At 64.2% G+C, this 17,845-nt stretch carries 18 protein-coding genes; 14 read left to right on the plus strand and 4 right to left on the minus strand.

The features are described 5' to 3' along the window. Positions 1-18 precede the first annotated feature (18 nt). The 3 genes from IC761_RS09575 to IC761_RS09585 all read left to right on the plus strand — a co-directional run bounded on the left by IC761_RS09575 (position 19) and on the right by IC761_RS09585 (position 3,740). Positions 19-672 carry a TetR/AcrR family transcriptional regulator gene (locus tag IC761_RS09575; protein WP_246791474.1) on the plus strand — a complete coding sequence of 218 codons (654 nt, stop codon included), beginning with the start codon at positions 19-21 and terminating at the stop codon, positions 670-672. Positions 673-781: 109 nt separating this feature from the next. Continuing rightward, positions 782-1,759 (plus strand): ABC transporter substrate-binding protein, encoded by a 978-nt coding sequence (locus IC761_RS09580; protein ID WP_195803001.1) that lies wholly within the window; start codon positions 782-784, stop codon positions 1,757-1,759. Positions 1,760-2,027: 268 nt separating this feature from the next. Further along, positions 2,028-3,740, plus strand: a complete 1,713-nt coding sequence (locus IC761_RS09585; RefSeq protein ID WP_195803002.1) for a sulfatase-like hydrolase/transferase — start codon at positions 2,028-2,030, stop codon at positions 3,738-3,740. 47 nt (positions 3,741-3,787) lie between these two features. Here IC761_RS09585 and IC761_RS09590 read toward each other — a convergent pair whose 3' ends face one another. Both IC761_RS09590 and IC761_RS09595 read right to left on the minus strand, forming a co-directional pair. Beyond that, on the minus strand, positions 3,788-5,341 hold the full coding sequence (locus IC761_RS09590) for an ABC transporter permease/substrate-binding protein (protein ID WP_195803003.1): 1,554 nt from the start codon (positions 5,339-5,341) through the stop codon (positions 3,788-3,790). Then, positions 5,338-6,120 carry an ATP-binding cassette domain-containing protein gene (locus IC761_RS09595; protein ID WP_195803004.1) on the minus strand — a complete coding sequence of 261 codons (783 nt, stop codon included), beginning with the start codon at positions 6,118-6,120 and terminating at the stop codon, positions 5,338-5,340. Before IC761_RS09595 ends, IC761_RS09590 begins: the two co-directional genes overlap by 4 nt. A gap of 132 nt (positions 6,121-6,252) precedes the next feature. Here IC761_RS09595 and IC761_RS09600 point away from each other — a divergent pair, with 132 nt between their 5' ends. From IC761_RS09600 to IC761_RS09650, 11 genes are all read left to right on the plus strand, one after another. Then, positions 6,253-7,071, plus strand: a complete 819-nt coding sequence (locus IC761_RS09600; protein WP_195803005.1) for an ABC transporter ATP-binding protein — start codon at positions 6,253-6,255, stop codon at positions 7,069-7,071. After that, positions 7,071-7,856 (plus strand): ABC transporter permease, encoded by a 786-nt coding sequence (locus IC761_RS09605; RefSeq protein WP_195803006.1) that lies wholly within the window; start codon positions 7,071-7,073, stop codon positions 7,854-7,856. The genes IC761_RS09600 and IC761_RS09605 overlap by 1 nt, the downstream gene beginning before the upstream one ends. Before the next feature lie 72 nt (positions 7,857-7,928). Further along, positions 7,929-8,954 carry an ABC transporter substrate-binding protein gene (locus IC761_RS09610; RefSeq protein WP_195803007.1) on the plus strand — a complete coding sequence of 342 codons (1,026 nt, stop codon included), beginning with the start codon at positions 7,929-7,931 and terminating at the stop codon, positions 8,952-8,954. A gap of 29 nt (positions 8,955-8,983) precedes the next feature. Next, positions 8,984-9,688: an NUDIX hydrolase gene (locus IC761_RS09615; RefSeq protein WP_195803008.1), complete on the plus strand. Its 705-nt coding sequence runs from the start codon at positions 8,984-8,986 to the stop codon at positions 9,686-9,688. 94 nt (positions 9,689-9,782) lie between these two features. Next, positions 9,783-11,093, plus strand: coding sequence for an ABC transporter substrate-binding protein (locus IC761_RS09620; RefSeq protein ID WP_195803009.1), 1,311 nt, complete (start codon positions 9,783-9,785; stop codon positions 11,091-11,093). A gap of 14 nt (positions 11,094-11,107) precedes the next feature. Then, complete coding sequence (locus IC761_RS09625; protein WP_195803010.1) at positions 11,108-11,875, plus strand: ABC transporter ATP-binding protein; 768 nt, start codon at positions 11,108-11,110, stop codon at positions 11,873-11,875. A 3-nt stretch (positions 11,876-11,878) separates the two neighbouring features. Beyond that, positions 11,879-12,583, plus strand: coding sequence for an ABC transporter ATP-binding protein (locus IC761_RS09630; protein WP_195803011.1), 705 nt, complete (start codon positions 11,879-11,881; stop codon positions 12,581-12,583). Positions 12,584-12,588: 5 nt separating this feature from the next. Next, positions 12,589-13,470: a branched-chain amino acid ABC transporter permease gene (locus IC761_RS09635; RefSeq protein WP_195803012.1), complete on the plus strand. Its 882-nt coding sequence runs from the start codon at positions 12,589-12,591 to the stop codon at positions 13,468-13,470. Further along, complete coding sequence (locus tag IC761_RS09640; protein ID WP_195803013.1) at positions 13,467-14,486, plus strand: branched-chain amino acid ABC transporter permease; 1,020 nt, start codon at positions 13,467-13,469, stop codon at positions 14,484-14,486. Before IC761_RS09635 ends, IC761_RS09640 begins: the two co-directional genes overlap by 4 nt. Beyond that, complete coding sequence (locus IC761_RS09645; RefSeq protein ID WP_195803014.1) at positions 14,446-15,363, plus strand: polyphosphate kinase 2 family protein; 918 nt, start codon at positions 14,446-14,448, stop codon at positions 15,361-15,363. The genes IC761_RS09640 and IC761_RS09645 overlap by 41 nt, the downstream gene beginning before the upstream one ends. Continuing rightward, entirely contained in the window at positions 15,363-15,620 is a 258-nt protein-coding gene (locus IC761_RS09650) for a DUF3551 domain-containing protein (protein WP_195803015.1), read from the plus strand. Before IC761_RS09645 ends, IC761_RS09650 begins: the two co-directional genes overlap by 1 nt. Before the next feature lie 205 nt (positions 15,621-15,825). On the opposite strand, the gene IC761_RS09655 is transcribed toward IC761_RS09650, so the two are convergent. Next, entirely contained in the window at positions 15,826-16,710 is an 885-nt protein-coding gene (locus tag IC761_RS09655; RefSeq protein WP_195803016.1) for an MBL fold metallo-hydrolase, read from the minus strand. Positions 16,711-16,814: 104 nt separating this feature from the next. Beyond that, positions 16,815-17,786 carry an ABC transporter substrate-binding protein gene (locus tag IC761_RS09660; RefSeq protein WP_195803017.1) on the minus strand — a complete coding sequence of 324 codons (972 nt, stop codon included), beginning with the start codon at positions 17,784-17,786 and terminating at the stop codon, positions 16,815-16,817. Positions 17,787-17,845: the final 59 nt, after the last annotated feature.

Consider the following 17,845-nt stretch of genomic DNA (forward strand, 5'->3'; position numbering starts at 1 on the left):
GTGATGCTAGAAGGCGCCGTGCCCGCCCGTCAGACCTCCAAACCCCCCGCCCGTCGCCAGACAGCCGCAGCGCGGCCCTATCATCACGGCGACCTCCGCCGCGTGCTGATCGATGCTGCGCTGCAACTGGCGGCCGAGGGCGCCGAGGTCTCCGTGCGCGAGGCCGCGCGTCGCGCGGCGGTGTCACCGGGGGCGCCGTTCCGGCACTTCCCCAACCGCGACGCGCTGATGGCGGCAGTGGCCGAGGAGGCGCAGCGGCGCTTTCGTGTCGTGATCGAGGCCGTACTGGCAGAAGCGCCGCCAGCCGACCCGCTGGCGCGCTTCCGCGCCTTTGGCCTGGCTTATCTGCGCTGGGCGATGCGCAACCCCGCGCATTTCGAGATCATCTCGACGGGGCGCTATTTCGTCCATGGCAGCTCGGCCGAGCTCACCCGCGACAATGCCGAGCTGGTCGCTCTGACCGAGCGGATGCTGGCTGACGCGGCCGAGCAGGGCCTGTTGCGATCAACCGATCTCAAACGCATCCTGATCGCCGGCCGCGCGCTGATCTACGGTTTTGCCCGGATGAATCTCGATGGCCATTTCCCGCGCTGGGGTGTGCGGGAGGGTGAGATCGAGTGGATGGCGGAAGGCGTGATCGATCTGTTCATCGCCGGGATCAGCAAGCGCTAGAGGGGGCGGCCGGTCTGAAATTCCGTCGGATCGGCATTGGCGGGCGATGCCACGCCGCATACACTCGCGGCATATTTTTCACCTCGGTATTTTGATGCGTACGGCGAAGATGGATCGACGCACATTTCTTCTCGTGACCGGCTCCGTGCCGATCTGGACGACCCGGGCGCTCGCGCAGGCCGCGCGGCCGGCCATCGGATTCCTTGCCAGCGGTTCGCCGGCGACTTTCGTCACGGTGGTGACCGGCTTCCTTGAGGGTCTCAAGGCCGCCGGGCTTGTTGAGGGCAGCAACGTCGCCATCGAATATCGTTGGGCGCAGGGGCAGTTCAATCGGCTGCCCGAGCTCGCGGACGAGCTTGCTCAAAAGCAGGTCAGCGTAATCGTCACGATGGGCGGCAACGTGGCCGCGCTTGCGGCCAAGCGGGCGACGTCTGCCATTCCGATCGTTTTCCTCACCGGGGACGATCCGGTGTCCACCGGGCTGGTCGAAAGCCTGAACCGGCCCGGCGGCAATGTCACGGGCGTGACCTGGCTCGCCGGCGAGCTCGGCGCCAAGAATCTGGAGCTCGTCAGCGAATTGGTGCCGGCTGCGACGACGATCGGCGTGCTGGTGAATCCGAATCGCCCGACCGCTGACGCCCAGCTCGCAAGCGCAAAGGACGCAGCCAAGGCGATCGGCAAGACGCTGCTCGTGCTCAAGGCCAGCCAAAGGGACGATATCGACCAGGCCTTCGCCGAGATCGCGCAGATGCGGGTCGAGGCGCTGTTCGTCACGGTCGATCCGATCTTCATCGTCAATCGCGTCCAGATCATCGAGGCGGCTGCAAAGCAGCGGTTGCCGACCCTGTACTTTCAGCGGGAGTTCGTCGATCTGGGCGGGCTCATGAGCTATGGCGCCAGCGCGCACGATGCGTCACGTCTCGTCGGCGGCTATGCGGCCCGTATCGTCAAAGGTGCCAAGCCGGCGGATCTCCCCGTTCAGCGTTCGACCAAGGTCGAGACAATCGTCAATCTCAGGACCGCGCGATCCCTCGGCGTGACAATTCCACCGGCCTTGCTGGCTCGTGCCGACGAAGTCATCGAATAGGCGGGCGCCGGCGCGAGAGCTCCGTCGTGCCGGTCGGGGGCCGGAAGCAGGCCTTGCCTGGACGCGGGGCGCGCCAGGGCGGCGTGCGGCTCTTCGTCACCCGCTAACATTAAGCGAAGGTCGCATCGTCTCACGCGTTGCCTGTCCGTGACCGTTCCATTACAGTTTTATGACACGGTGCAGCCGGCTGCGCCGGACGCCCTGGCCGTCTCGAGGCCGGCCAGACGGCTTGGCATCACCGCGCCGGACCGTGTTCAGCGTGTCGTCAATGGCGTCCGCGCCCAATCCAGGTCCTTCTGCCACGACCGCCGTCCTGGCGAACGTCGCCGCGCTTGGCGTTTGGCGGCTGCTTGCGGTTGCTGCACCGCATCTCGCGGCGCTTGCCTTGATGTATGAGACCGAGACCGACTTCGGCTCGCGGCTCTCCTTCGCGCTCGCCTGGGGCATCCTCAACTTCTTCTGGATCGCCTTGCTGCGGCGGCCGGCGCTGTCGGGCGCGCTGTCGCTGACCATGGTGGTCGTGCTGGTGCTGCTGTCGCGGCTCAAGCACGACGTCGTGCAGATGACGGTGAACTTCATCGATCTGATGATGATCGACCGCGATACTGTCGCGTTCCTGTTCACGATCTTCCCGAACCTGCGCTGGTCGGTGATCGGCGCCGGCCTTCTCACGCTGCCGCTGATGTACGCGCTGTGGTGGCTCGATCCGTTCCGCATCCGCCGCCTGCCGGCGCTCGCCTCCATGCTCGCCTGTCTCGCCGGATTGGTCGGCTATTCGATCGGCCATCCCGATGAAGCCTGGCGTGGCTATTACGACGACGGCTATCTCTCAAAGTTCTTCCGCTCCGGCGTCACCGCGGTCTCCGACTTCGTGCAGTACGGCTTCATGGAGGCGGCGGCTTCGACCAATGAACGGCTCAACATGCCGCTGGTCGATGCCTGCCATCCCGCCGGGCGCCGGCCGAACATCATCATGATCCATGATGAATCGAGTTTTGATATCCGTGCTGCGCAGGGCATCAAGGTGCCGCAGGGTTACGGCAGCCACTTTGAGTCCTGGGACGGCAAGGAGCGCAGCTTCCTCGCCGAGAGCAATGGCGGGCCGAGCTGGTTCACCGAATACAACGTGCTCGCTGGCCTCTCATCGCGCTCGTTCGGCCGCTTCGCCTATTTTGTGACGCGCATCGCCTCAGGCAGGGTTGAGCGTGGCCTGCCGCTCAGCCTGCGCCGCTGCGGCTACGACACCATGTCGCTCTATCCCGCCTATGGCGGTTTCATGGGCGCGCGCAGCTTCCAGATTACGACCGGTGTCGAGCGCTTCCTCGATTCCAAAGATCTTGGCGCCAAGGACGTCGAGCCGGACAGCTTCTTTTACGACAAGGCGCTTCGCTTGATGGGTGAGCGCACGCCGAACAAGCCGCTCTTCACCTTCATCTATCTCGGCGCCAATCATTTCCCCTGGGAGACGCGCTTCCGCCCCGATCTGATGCCGAATTGGCGCGCACCGGGCAATGTGCCGTCGATCGATGAATATCTGCGCCGGCAGGCGATGAGCGCAGAGCAGTACAAGACCTTCATCGCCGGGCTGAAGAAGAATTTCCCCGGCGAGCCATTCCTGATCGTGCGCTATGGCGACCATCAGCCGGAGTTTGCGCCGAACCTGCTCGAGCCGGGCCTTGATGAGGGCGCCATCGGCAAGAAGCTCGACGCTTACGATCCGCGGCTCTACGCGACCTATTACGCGATCGACGCCGTCAATTTCGAGCCGGTCAAGAGCGACGCCGTGATGGACACGATCGACGGCCCCTATCTGCCGCTGGTAATCCAGGAAGCCGCCGGCATTCCGCTCGATCCGTCCTTCGCCGAGCAGAAGGAGATCATGCTCCGCTGCAACGGCCTGTTCTACGCCTGCAAGGACGGCGCCGAGGCGAGGCGGCTGAATCGGCTGCTGATCGACGCGGGGATGATCCGAGGGCTGTAGTGCTCTGGCTACTTTTGCCAGGACGACACCGAACAAATGGCACGGACTTACCGCCCGCCCACCTTCTCCCACAGCCACTTCGCCACCGCATCCGGCGATGAATTCGCATCATTGCCGGCCGCACGCAAATTCGCCTCGCGCATCGTCGTGATATCGATCTTGCCGAGGAGCGGCTTGAGTGCGCTCTGCAATCGTTCGTCGCCGGCACGCTTCGGTGCGAGCAGCAGGATCGCGTCGTAGGGTGGGATCGCCTGTTTGGGATCGTCGAGCGCGACAAGATCGTATTTCGCGATCAGGCCGTCGCTGGTGTAGCCGGCGATGACGTCGACCTCGCCGCTGGCGACGGCCGCGTACATGAAATCCGGCTGCATCTGGCGCTGCGCGCGGAATTGGAGGCCATAGGCCTTTTGCAGCGCCGCCCATTCCGGCCGTGAGAAGAATTCGTAGTCGCCGGCAATCGACAGCGTTGACGTATGCGCGGCGAGATCGGCGATGGTGCGGATGCCGAGCGCTTCGGCGCGCTTCCTGGGCATCACCAGCGCATAGGCATTCTCAAAACCGAGCTCGCCGAGCAGGGTGATGTTGTCTCTTGCGAGCGCCGCCTTCAGCTCAGCGAGCAGCTCCGCGCGCGGCTTGATGTCGGTGCGACGCAGCTGGTTGGCCCAGAGCGTGCCGGAATAGTCGACATAGAGATCGATGTCGCCCGCCTTCAGCGCCTCGAAGATCACGCTGGAGCCGAGGCCCGATCGCGCGGTCGCGGAGAGGCCGGCGGCCTGGAGGCGATCCCTGATCAGGGACGACAGCACGTATTGTTCGGCGAAGGTTTTCGCGCCGACCACGTAGCCCGATGAGGAGCGTCCCATCGACGGCACCAGCGTCGCGGCGACGAGTGCGAAAATTCCGGCCGCGCCGAGCCCGGTGCGCAAGCGGCTGCGTCGGCGCAGCCCGGTCTCGATCAGGCCGAGCAGCTGATCCACCGCGAGCGCGAGCAGGGCCGAGGCAAAGCAGCCGAACAGCACGAACACCCAGTTCTGGGTCTGGAGCCCGGCGAAGATGTAATTGCCGAGACTGGTCTGCCCGATCGGCGTCGACAGCGTCGCGGTACCGATCACCCATACCGCGGCGGTGCGGATGCCGGCCATCATCACCGGCAGCGCCAGCGGCAGCTCGACCATCACCAGCGACTGCCGCGCGGTCATGCCGACACCCTTGGCGGCCTCGATCAGCGCCGGGTCGATGCCGTTCAGCCCAGTGATGCCGTTGCGCAGCACCGGCAGCATCGAATAGAGCGCCAGCGCCAGCATTGCGGGCAGGAAGCCGAATGCGGAGAAGGAGACGCCGAACCATTTCAGCGCCACGGAGGCAGCGAGCAGCAGCAGCGGATAGAACAGCGCGAGCAGCGCCAGCCCCGGCACGGTCTGCACGATGCTCGCGAGCGCGAGCAGGAGGCCCCGCGATGCCGGGCGGTTACGCGTGATGATCGCCAGCGGCAGGCTGACGATCAGCCCCAGCGCGAGCGCGGCAAGGCTCACCCGCACGTGGTTGCCGAGATAATCGGGCAGATGCGACAGCGCCTCGCCCCAGCGCGGATCTGCCATCATGCGGCACCGCTCTGCGGCAGCAGCGCGTTCAGCCGCTCGACCTGGCGCCGCGGGGTGCGCAACAGCTCCAGCACATAGGCGTCGCTGCTGCCGGACAGCTGTGCCGGTGTGCCCTGTGCCAGCAGCTGTCCTCCGCGCATCACCGCGATGCGGTCGGCGAGCAGGATCGCTTCCGTCATGTCGTGGGTGATCATCACGGTGGTGAGGCCGAGCTTGCGGTGCAGCTCGCGAAAATCCTCGCCCAGCGCATCGCGGGTGAGGGGATCGAGCGCGCCGAACGGCTCGTCCATCAGCACGATGCGCGGCTTTGCTGCGAGCGCCCGTGCCACGCCGACGCGCTGGCGTTGTCCGCCGGAAAGCGCCTCGGGCAGACGGTCGCGATGCGCGGTCCGGTCGAGCTGCACGAGCTCCAGCAGCTCGTCGACGCGCGCGGCGATGTCGTCTGCAGGAAGCCCCAGCAGCTTTGGCGTGATCCCGATATTGTCGGCGACGCTCAAATGCGGAAACAGCCCGCCGCTCTGGAAGACGTAGCCGATCCGGCGCCGCAGCGCGACCGGATCGACGTTTTGTACGTCCTCGCTATTGACCGTGATCGTGCCGGCATCGGCCTCGATCAGCCGGTTGGCGAGCCGCAGCAGCGTCGTCTTGCCCGAACCCGAACCGCCGACGATGGCCAGAAACTCGCCCTCGGCAACGTCGAGCGACACATCGTCCACGGCCTTGAGGGAGCCGAAGCTTTTGGTGACGCGGGCATAGCCAATCATCGGTCTGGACGGCATCGGACTCGCGCTCGGTTCGCTTGCCCTCCAGGGAGGGTGGGGTGACGAGACCCATGCGTAGCACGCTTGGCCGGTTGATTGAACTTGGCCGCGCGAGCGGCTAAGGCATCGATCCGGGTTTGGAGGAAACACATGACAACGTCCACGGCAGTGGCGCTGGAAGATGCCAAGGTTGCGTTCCGGCTGGGGGACGGGCGGGTCTACACGGCGGTGGAAAAGGCCCATCTCGAGGTCGCGCAGGGCGAGTTCGTCGCCATCGTCGGCCCGACCGGCTGCGGGAAATCGACGCTGCTCAATGTCGCGGCGGGCCTGCTGAAGCCTGTCGCCGGCAGCGTCAAGATCTTTGACCGGCCGCTCGCGGAGCTGAACCGGGACGCCGGCTATCTGTTCCAGGCCGACGCGCTGTTCCCCTGGAAGACAGCGCTCGACAATGTCGCGATCGGGCTCGAGATCAAGGGCACTCCGCGCGCCGAGGCGCTGCCGCGCGCGCAGAAATGGCTGACCTCGGTCGGCCTCGGCGCCTTCGCAAACCGCTATCCGCACATGCTCTCCGGCGGCCAGCGCAAGCGCGTGGCGTTGGCGCAGGTCTTGATCCGCGATCCAAAAATCCTGCTGATGGACGAGCCGTTCGGGCCGCTCGATGCGCAGACGCGCCAGGTGATGGGCAATCTGCTGCTCGATCTCTGGAACGCCGATCGCAAGGCCGTGCTGTTCGTGACCCATGATCTGGAAGAGGCGATCGCGCTGGCGGACCGCGTCGTGATCATGTCGGCGGGGCCGTCCTCGCGCATCATCGGCGACTGGCGTGTAACGTTGCCGCGCCCGCGCGACATTTTCGAGGTCCGGCTGGACAAGGATTTCCACGCGCTCCATCGCGAAATCTGGAGCGTGCTCAAGGACGAGGTGATGAAGGGTTACGCGCAGTCCACGCAAGCTGCGGAGGCGGTCTGATGTCGCGCGTGACGTTGCTGTCGCTACAATTGCTGGTCGCCGCCGTCTGCCTCGTGCTGTGGCAAACGCTCTCGACCGTGCCCGTGTTCGGAAAAATCCTGCTGCCGCCGTTCTTCTTCTCCAACCCGGTCGACGTGTTCGAGCAGATCGTCAAATGGTTCGTCTCCGGCGTGATCTGGAAGCATCTCTGGATCACGCTCGTGGAATCGATCCTGGCCTTCGCGATCGGGTCGCTTGGGGGCGTCCTGATCGGCTTCTGGTTCGCGCGCCAGCCGCTGGTCGCCGCGGTGTTCGACCCCTACGTGAAGATGGTCAACGCGCTACCGCGCGTCGTGCTGGCGCCGATCTTCGCGCTGTGGCTCGGGCTTGGCATCTGGTCCAAGGTCGCGCTCGGCGTGACGCTGGTGTTCTTCATCGTGTTCTTCAACGTTTATCAGGGCGTCAAGGAAGTCAGCCGCACCGTGCTCGACAATGGCCGCATGCTCGGCATGAGCGAACGGCAATTGATGCAGCACGTCTACTGGCCCTCCGCACTGTCGTGGATGTTCTCCTCGCTGCACACTTCTGTCGGCTTCGCGGTGGTCGGCGCCGTCGTCGGCGAATATCTGGGCTCGGCCGCGGGCCTCGGCTATCTGATCCAGCAGGCCGAGGGCGTGTTCGATGTTGCCGGCGTGTTCGCCGGCATGTTCGTGCTGTCGGCGTTCGTGATCCTGATCGATTTCGGCGTGACGCTCGTGGAGCGGCGCCTCCTGGTGTGGCGGCCGACCGTGGATGGGCGCGGCTAGTCGTATCCGTTAGTCGCCTTCTCAAGCCAGTCCCGCTGCATTATGGTGCCGCCAGCCGAACGGAGGAAACCAATGAAGAACACGATTGCCAGGCTCGCCGGCGCGCTGCTTGCACTGACGCTCACCACTGGTCTTGCCGCTGCCCAAAGCAAGGTCACGATCGCCGTCGGCGGCGGCGCCTGCCTGTGCTACCTGCCGACAGTGCTGGCAAAACAGCTCGGCGAATACGACAAGGCCGGTCTCAATGTCGAGCTGGTCGACCTCAAGGGCGGCTCGGACGCGCTCAAGGCCGTGCTGGGCGGCAGCGCCGACGTCGTCTCCGGCTATTTCGACCATTGCGTCAACCTCGCCGCCAAGAAGCAGGAGCTTCAGGCTTTCGTAGTCTATGACCGCTATCCCGGCCTGGTGCTGGTGGTCGCGCCCTCGCACACCGCCGACATCAAGTCGGTCAAGGACCTCGCCGGCAAGAAGGTCGGCGTCAGCGCGCCGGGCTCATCGACCGACTTCTTCCTGAAATATCTCTTGAAGAAGAACGGGCTCGATCCGGCCGGCACCGCCGTGATCGGCGTCGGCCTCGGCGCGACCGCAGTGGCCGCGATGGAGCAAGGCCAGATCGACGCCGCCGTGATGCTCGATCCGTCCGTTACCGTGCTCCAGGGCAGCCATCCGGATCTGCGCATCCTCAGCGACACCCGCACGCAAAAGGACACGCTCGAACAGTTCGGCGGCGAATATCCGGGCGGCGCGCTGTACTCGACCGCGGCCTGGGTAGCCGGTCACGAGAAGGAGACGCAGGCGCTCACCAATGCGATGCTGTCGACGCTCGCCTGGATCCATTCGCACTCGCCCGAGGAGATCATGGCGAAGATGCCCGACGAGATGGTCGGCAAGAACAAGGATCTCTATCTCGCCGCCCTGAAGAACACGATCCCGATGTTCTCGGAAACCGGCAAGATGGACCCGAAGGGTGCTGACGCCGTGCTCGCCGTGTTCAGCGTCGGCTCGCCCGAGGTGGCCAATGCCAAGATCGACGTCAGCAAGACCTTCACCAACAGATTCGTCGACCAGGCCAAGAAGACCACGGGGAGCGCCAAATAGCTGACGCGATCGCGCGGTAAGCAGACGTCATGACGTCACCGGTCATTCATCGCGTCACGACGCTTGATCTTGCCGTCCGCCCGCTCGCCTGGCCGTTCGCGGAGGAGCGGCGGGCCGAGATCGCCGCACATTTCGCCGAGAAGCAGCGGGAGCGGCCGAAGATGTGGAACGGCCGCATCCTGCTCGGGCGCGACCCGGTGTTCTCTGGTGGCCATTTCGCAGCGAGCTATTTCGAGATCGATTTCGCGAGCTTCCTCGCCTGGCGCGACTGGGGCTTTCCCGATACCGCCGTGTTCAACGGTTTCGGCATGGGCGCGTTGCGCGCCTCCGACGGCGCCTTCGTGATGGGCGAGATGGGGCAGCACACGTCCAATGCAGGCCGCATCTATTTTCCGTCCGGCACGCCCGATCTCGACGACGTCAGGGACGGCATGCTCGACATTCCCGGCAACGTGGTCCGCGAGATCGCCGAGGAGACAGGCCTGACCATGGCCGACTACGTCGCGGAGCCGGACTGGCACTGCGTCGCGACCGGTCGCTCGATTGCAATGATGCAGATCCTCAACCTGGATATGCCGGGCGAAGAGGCGCGCGCCCGGATCGAGGCCAATCTGGCGGAGCAGTCCGAGCCCGAGCTGTCGGCCATTCATCTGGTGCGCGGGATGGACGATCTGACGCCGACCATGCCGCGCTTTGTCACGGCCTTTATCGCGCAGCAGTTCGCATCGCGCTGACGCGCGAGGCTTGACATCGCTTCGCGCAGCCCATGTGATGGGCGGAAAAGCAAAAGCAATAAACTGCAATGCACAATCGTCCAGGGAGGTTTAGATGCGCCTGCGCATGGCTGCCCGCTTGGTACGTGGGCTGTTGATCGCGATTGCGGCAATGGGCTTGGCGGCGTCCGCCCAGGGCCAGGAGAAGAAGATCAAGATCGGTGTGATCTTCGACCTGACCGGCCCGCTCGCGGGCGGCGGCTCCGAGCTCGAATATCTCGGCACCAAGATCATCCTCGACCAGTTCAGCAAGACCGGTGTCGAGGGTTACAAGGTCGAGGCGGTCTACGCCGATGCGCAGAGCAAGCCCGACGTCGCCATCAACGAATCCGTCCGCCTGCTCGAGCAGGAAAAGGTCGACATGGTGCTCGGCTTCTTCTCCTCGGCGCAATGCGTGCCGGTCGCTGCCCGCGTCGAGCAGCTCAAGAAGTTCATGTGGATCACGACCTGCATCTCGTCAGCGGTGCTTGCCGACAAGAACTACAAATACGTCTTCCGCCCGCAGGCGAGCGGCGACCAGTTCGGCATGATGACGATGGATTTCATCGCGCAAAACAGCAAGGCGAAGTTCGGCAAGGAGCCGAGCGAGCTGCGCGTCGCCATCATCCACGAGGACGGCGCCTATGGCGTCGACGTCGCCAAAGGCAACGAGGCCGGCGCCAAGAAGGCCGGCTTCAATATCGTGCTGAAAGAAGGCTATTCGGCGACTGCGCCGGATCTCTCCGCGCTGGTCACCAAGCTGAAGCGCGCCAAGCCCGACGTGGTTTTCCACACCGGCTACAATCCCGACATCACGCTGTTGCTGCGCCAGGCCCGCGAGCAGGGCCTGAAGTTTGCGGCCCTGGTCGGCCATGGTGCGGGCTACGGCGTCTATGAGAAGCTGAAGGAAGGTCTTGGCACCGATGCCAATTACCTCTTCGACACCGATCCGATCTCGATCTGGCTCGCCAACCAGAAGACCATGGACCCGAAGCTTGCGCCGATCATCAAGATGGTCGGCGAGGAGTTCGACAAGATCAGGCCGGGCGTTGCCATCCGTTCGGCCCATGTCGGCATCGGCGCGTCCAACACCTATGTGTTCATGAATGACGTGCTGCCGCGCGCGATCAAAAAGTATGGCGGCATCGATCCCGAGGCGCTGCGCAAGGCTGCGCTCGAGACCGACATCCCCGAAGGCGGCACCATGCTCGGCTTCGGCGTCAAGTTCTACGGCGAGGGCACGCCGATGGCGGGCCAGAACGAACGATCGTTCCCGGTGGTGATCCAGTATATCGACGACAAATCCTCGGTGGTGTGGCCCAAGAGCCAGGCGCAGCGCGAAGCCGTGCTGCCGCTGCCGAAGGGCACCACCTACAGCAACCAGTAGCGGCGGAGCGGGGCGTGCTGGAGGTCAGCGGGCTGGTGAAGCGGTTCGGCGGCTTCATCGCCGTCAACAATGTGTCGTTCAAAGTCGATCAGGGCGAGATCCTCGGCCTGATCGGCCCGAACGGCTCGGGCAAGAGCACGATCTTCAACATGCTGTCTGGCACGCTGGCGCCAAGCTCCGGATCGATCCTGTTCGCCGGGCGCGAGATCGCCGGCCTCGCGCCGCACCGGATCATCAACAGTGGCATCGGCCGCACCTTTCAGATTCCGCGCCCTTTCCGCCGCCTCACCATCTTCGAGAACGTCGCGCTCGCCGGCTACTACGGCCAGGGCCGCCACAGCCGCATCAAGGCCGAGGAGGCGGCCGAGCGCTCGCTCGCGATGGTCGGCCTGCCGACCGATCGCCACGCCAGCGTCGACGGCCTAGGTGCGGCCGGACTGAAGAAGCTTGAACTTGCGAAAGCGCTCGCCACCGCGCCAAAGCTGCTGCTTGCCGACGAGAGCCTCGGCGGTCTCGACGAGGCCGAGATGGACCAGGCGGCCGACATGCTGCGCAACATCCGCGACGAGCTCGGCATCACCATCATCTGGGTCGAGCACATCATGGGTGTGCTGATGCGGGTGGTCGACCGCGTCATGGTGCTCGACCACGGCGAGAAAATCTCGGAAGGTCTGCCGAGCGCGGTCGCCGGCGATCCGCGCGTCATCGAGGTCTATCTCGGCACCGATGCCGAGACCACGCAGGCCGCGGCCGCCGAAGCGCGCCGCCGCGCCGGAGGCTAGCCGATGCTGGAGTTGCGATCCGTCAACGCCGGCTATGGCACGTTCCAGGCGCTGTTCGACGTCAATCTCGACGTGCAGGCAGGAGAAGCGGTCGGCGTCATCGGCCCGAACGGTGCCGGCAAGACCACGCTGATGCGCGTCATCTCCGGGCTGATCCGCCCGTCGCGCGGGTCGATCAGGATGGAGGGCGTCGACGTCCTGGCGACGCCCGCGCACAAGATCGTCAGTCTCGGGATTGCGCATGTGCCGGAGAACCGGCGGCTGTTTCCGCAGCTCACGGTCGACGACAATCTCAAGATGGGCGCCTTCATGAAGGAGGCGCGCGGCCACTACGCCGAGCGGCTGGAGGTGGTGTTCGACCTGTTTCCACGTTTGAAGGAGCGCCGCCATCAGATGGCCGGCACCATGTCCGGCGGCGAGCAGCAGATGTGCGCGATCGGCCGCGCGCTGATGTCCAATCCGAAGCTGCTGCTGCTCGACGAGCCCTCGGCGGGGCTGGCGCCGGTGGTGGTGCAGCAGGTGTTCGAGCTCGTGAAGCGGATCCGCGCCAGCGGGCTGACGGTGCTGATCGTCGAGCAGAACGTGCAGCAGGTGCTGCGCGTGGTCGATCGCGCCTATCTGATCGAGGCCGGCACGATCAGGGCATCCGGTACGTCGGCAGAGATGCTGGCGAGCACCACGGTCAAGGAAGCATATCTCGGGGTGTGAGGGGCATGCAGGCATTTTTGGACATTTTCGACATCTATCTGCTGGAGGCCGTGATCAACGGCATCCTGCTCGGCGGCGTGCTGGCGCTGCTCGCGCTCGGGCTCAATTTGATCTTCGGCGTCATCGACGTCACCTGGATCTGCTACGCTGAACTCGTCATGATTGGCATGTACGCGATGTATTTCCTGGTGCAGTATTACGGCATCAGCTATTTCATCGCCGCACCGCTGACGATCGTCCTGGTCGCAATCCTCGGCGCTCTCCTGCATTACCTCGTGATCGCGCCGCTGCTCACCGCGCCGCCGATCAACCAGCTGCTCGCGACCGGCGGCGTCTTGTTCGTGCTGCAAAGCTTTGCCACCGTCGCTTTCGGCATCGACTTCCGCAACCTCGGCATCCGCCTCCCGGTGCTCGCCTTCGGCGACATGAATTTCAGCTACGCGCGACTTCTGTCTTTTTTGGCGGCCCTGGTCGGCATGGTCGCGGTCTATCTGTTCATGACGCGCACCTTCACCGGCACCGCGATCCGCGCCATCTCGCAGGACCGCCAGATCATGGCGCTGATGGGTGTCGACACGAAGAGGATCTATCTCATCACCTCCGCGCTCGGCGGCGCGCTGGCTGGCCTCGCCGCCTGCCTGCTGGTGCTGCAATATGACGTGCATCCCTTCGTCGGCCTTTCGTTCGGGCCGATCACCTTCCTGATCTGCGTGCTCGGGGGCCTCGGCAATTTCATCGGCGGCTTCATCGCCGCCTTTGTGTTCGCCGAGATCATCTCGCTCGGCGGCCTGTTCTCCGATCTCGAATGGGGCTACGTGCTCGCCTTCGCCTTCTTCATCGTCATGATGTTCATCCGGCCCGCGGGCCTGCTCGCGAGGCGCCGATGATGAGGCAGGGGCGGTTTGTCGCGTGGGGGATCGGATTGGCGGCGCTGGTCGCGCTGCCTTTCGTCTATCGGGAGCCCTATCATCTGCACATTCTGGTGCTGATCCTGATCTGGTCGTTCGCCTACACCTCGTGGTCGATGATGGGACGGTTCGGCCTGATCTCGCTCGGCCACGGAGGCTTCATGGGGATCGGCGCCTATGTCACCGCGCTCTTGTGGAATCATCTCGGCCTGTCGCCCTGGATCGGCATTCCCATCGGCATGGTGGCGGCCGGCGCGCTGGCGCTGATCGTCGGCTATCCCTGTTTCCGCTTCCGCATCACCGGACATTATTTCGTGCTGGTGACGCTGGCGCTGTCCGGCATCGTGCTCCAGATCATCACCGCGACGCGCGACTATACCGGCGGCTCGCTCGGCTACACGCCGAACCGCGCCTCGGGCAACAAGCTGCTGGCGCTGCAATTCGACGACAAGACCACCTGGTATTTGATCGCGCTCGCGGTCTGGCTTGTCGGCATCGTCGTCTGGCACCTGGTCGACCGCAGCATGAGCCGGTACGCGCTCGAGGCGATCTCGGAGGACGAAGACGCCGCGGCCGCCGCCGGCGTCGACGTCACCGCGGAGAAATTGAAGATCACGTTGATCAGCGCGCTGATGACGGCGCTGGCGGGCGCGATCTACTGCCAGTACCAGATGTTCATCACGCCCGACACCGTCTCCGGCATCGCGGTGTCGCTCCAGATGGTGTTCGCGGCGATCGTCGGCGGTCTGTTCGTCTCGCTCGGCCCGACGGTCGGCGCCGTCATCACCATCCTGCTCGCGGAGACCTTGCGCATCGGCTTCGGCACCAGGGCGGTCGGCTGGGACAACCTCGTTTATGGCGTGCTGCTCGTGCTTTTCATCATATTCCTTCCCAAGGGCATCCTTGGTAGCGTGCTCGACCGATTGAAGCCGCAACGCAAGGTGCCCCGCGCTCATGAGCAAGAAGCCGTCCAAATCGCTCGCCCAGGAACTTGATCGCTACATCACGCCGTTCCGCTATGACGGGTCCGGCAAGTTCCACCTCAAGGCGCACAAGACCAACGAGAAAGGCGATCTCGACAAGGAGAAGGCGCAGGAGATTCTCGACGCCAACAAGAAGCGACTCATTGCGTATCAGGAGAAGCTCTACGCCCAGGACCGCTGGTCGATCCTGATCGTGTTCCAGGCCATGGATGCCGGCGGCAAGGATAGCGCGATCAAGGCGATCTTCGAGGGCATCAATCCGCAGGGCTGCGAGGTCCACGCCTTCAAGGCGCCGAGCAGCAAGGAGCTCGATCACGATTTCCTCTGGCGCCACGCCATCGCGCTGCCGGAGCGCGGCAAGATCGGCATCTTCAACCGCTCGCATTACGAGGAATGCCTGGTCACGCGCGTGCATCCGGAGATCCTGGCCAAGGAGAAGCTGCCGGAGAAGCTCGTCACCAAGAACATCTGGAAGGAGCGGTTCGAGGACATCTCCGCCTTTGAGCGCTATCTCTGCCGCAACGGCACCGTGGTGCTCAAATTCTTCCTCAACCTCTCCAAGGAGGAGCAGCGCGAGCGCTTCCTCGACCGGCTGGAGATTCCGGCCAAGCAGTGGAAGTTCTCCATGGACGACATCAAGGAGCGCGCGCTGTGGCCGCGCTACCAGGCGGTCTATCAGGACATCGTCCGTCATACCTCGACGCCGCTTGCGCCCTGGTATGTCGTGCCCGCCGACCACAAATGGTTCGCGCGTGTCGTGATCGGTTCGGTGATTGTCGCAACGCTCGATCAGCTGGACCTGCGTTTTCCGCGCGCCGATAAGGCCTCGTTGGCCGAGTTCGAAAACGTGCGCAAGGCGCTGGAGCGCGAAGGGAAGGGGAAGCGGTGATGTTGAAATCTGCTCTCACCGCGTTCGTGCTTGCCGTGCCCGCGACGAGTACGCCCGCGCCGGCCCAGACCTACGCCCCCGGCGCACCGGTCTGCCTGCACGTCTTCGGAGAGCTGGAGGGCGAGCGGATCGATTGCGTCTTCACCTCGTTCGCCCAGTGCCAGGCCGCGGCATCGGGGCGGCCGGCGACCTGCCTGATAAATCCCTATTTCGCGCAGGCCGGGGCGCGGCCGACAACGGGACGCCGCGTACGCTGACAGATGGTGGGCACGGCGCAAATGCGCCTTTGCCCACCCTGCGGTCTCTCCCCGAGTTGAAATACGAAAACAACCCCATGCACAGTAGCCGATGATAGCGGAATCAATGGTTTGACGGCCCGCGCGAGAAAAATCGGATTTTGCGAATCGATTTGACTTGTCGGGCAAAACAGGCGCATGATGTCACCATCGCGCCGGTGCCCCCTCAATAGCCGCGGCCCCACCAGTAGCAGAAGCGCTCGACATTGGCCGGCAGGCCCGCCTCGTAATTCGCCCACTTCTCGTATTTCGGCAGCTTCACCTCCTTCATCGCGGTGTCGAAGCATTTGCCGGCGTCGGCGGCCTTCTTCACCTCGGCGGACAGATCCTCCATGTAGGCGATGTCGTCCTCGACATCCTTCTTGGTGCCGAGCCGGCCACCGGCATAGGGATGGCCGGGGATCATTCGCTCCCAGTCGAGCGACACCAGCTTCTTCAGCGAGGCGATGAATTCCAGCGGCGAGGCGTTGTCGGGAATGTTGCGGAACTGAATCGATTCAATCGGGGCGAAGTCGACGACGAAGACGATTTTCTCCCTTGGCAGCCGCATCACCAGCGAATTGTCGGAATGGTTGCGACCGACATAGTCGAGCTCCAGCGTGGTGCCGCCGAGCGTGATGTTTTTCTTCTCGTCGACCACCTGGTCGGGCATCACGACGTCGGCGAGCAGCGCATTCTGCTTCTTGAGCTCGAGCAGGCGCTCCCTGGTGCGGCGATGCGCAATGAAGGTGGCGCCGAGATCCTTGAACGGCTGGCCGCCGGCGATGTGGTCGTAATGGTGGTGGCTGTAGATGACGTATTTGATCGGCTTGTCGGTGACGGCCTTGATGGCGTCGATATAGGGTTTTGCCGGACGCTGATACGAGATCGGGTCGGTCGCGATCACGCCCTGCGGCGTCACCACGAACATCGACTGGTGGCCGCCATAGCGGAAGATGTAGACGTTGTCGGTGCCGTCGACCTTCCTGGTCGAGGTTTGCGGCGGCGTCTGTGCGACAGCCGATCCGGCCAAGAGGGTCGCGAGAACGGCAATGCAGAATGATTTTTTCATCTTTGGCTTTCCGGCGAATGATCGGATTGCGGGGAGGGCGGGCACCCGTAACACCACAAACGCCGGCCAATGCCGATTATTCCGCGGGCAAGAGGTCGGTCCTGCTATTCGATCACCTCGTCAGCGGCGGCCATGATCAGCGACGGCAGTTCGAGGTTGAACGCCTTCGCCGTCTTGAGATTGACGATGAGCTCGAACCTGGTCGGCTGCTCGACCGGCAGGTCGCCCGGGCGCGCGCCTTTCAAAATCTTGTCGATGAGCTCCGCAGCGCGGCGGTAATTGGCTGTTTGGCTGAATCCATAGGTCATCAGGCCGCCCGACCGTGCGTAGTCGGCAAAGCCCGACATGGTCGGCAGACGTAATCGCAGGGCCTGCGCGACGACCTCGTCGCGGATGATGGCCGCCAGTGGATCTTCGACGATCATCAGGCTGGTCGCGCCGTTCAGCACCAACCGATCCATCCTTTCCGCCGTGAACTGCTCGGGCCGCCTGACCTCCAGCAATTCGAGCCGCACGCCTCGCTGCTCCGCGGCGGTCTGGAGTTGTGCGAGGGCAAGCGCGCCGTAGGGCGTATCGGGATTCAGCAGCACCCCGATGACGCGCTGCCCGGGGATGCAGCCGAGCAACAATTCGAGCTGCTTGCTCTTGAACTCGGTGGATTGACCGCTCAGGCCGGTCAAATTGCCGCCGGGATGCGCGAGGCTTTGCACGAGACCGGCGCCGATCGGATCGCCGACGGTTGCGAACACAATAGGAATGGTGTCGGTTGCGGCCTTCAGCGCCTTCGGTGCAAGTGTGCCCCATCCCGCGACGAGGACGTCCGGCTTGTCGCGCACGAGGTCCTCGGCGATGGCGGCGAGTCGTCCGGGATCGCCGTCCGCGGAGCGATAAATGAAGGAGAGATTCTTGCCGTCAATGTAGCCCAGATCCCGCAACGGTCCCTTGACCAGGTCGGCGCTTTCGCTGGAATACAGCGTCAGCAGCGCGATGCGATACAACCTCGCTTCGGCATACACGTCGGGCGGCCGGACGACGGTCGTGAGGATCGAGAGGGCAACGAATTCGCGCCGGTTCATCTTTGGACCAACAATCAAGGAATGGACGTGCAACGTAGCGTTGACATTTGTTCCCTGTC

The organism is Bradyrhizobium commune (genome assembly GCF_015624505.1).
In the GTDB taxonomy this organism is placed as follows: Bacteria; Pseudomonadota; Alphaproteobacteria; order Rhizobiales; family Xanthobacteraceae; genus Bradyrhizobium; species Bradyrhizobium commune.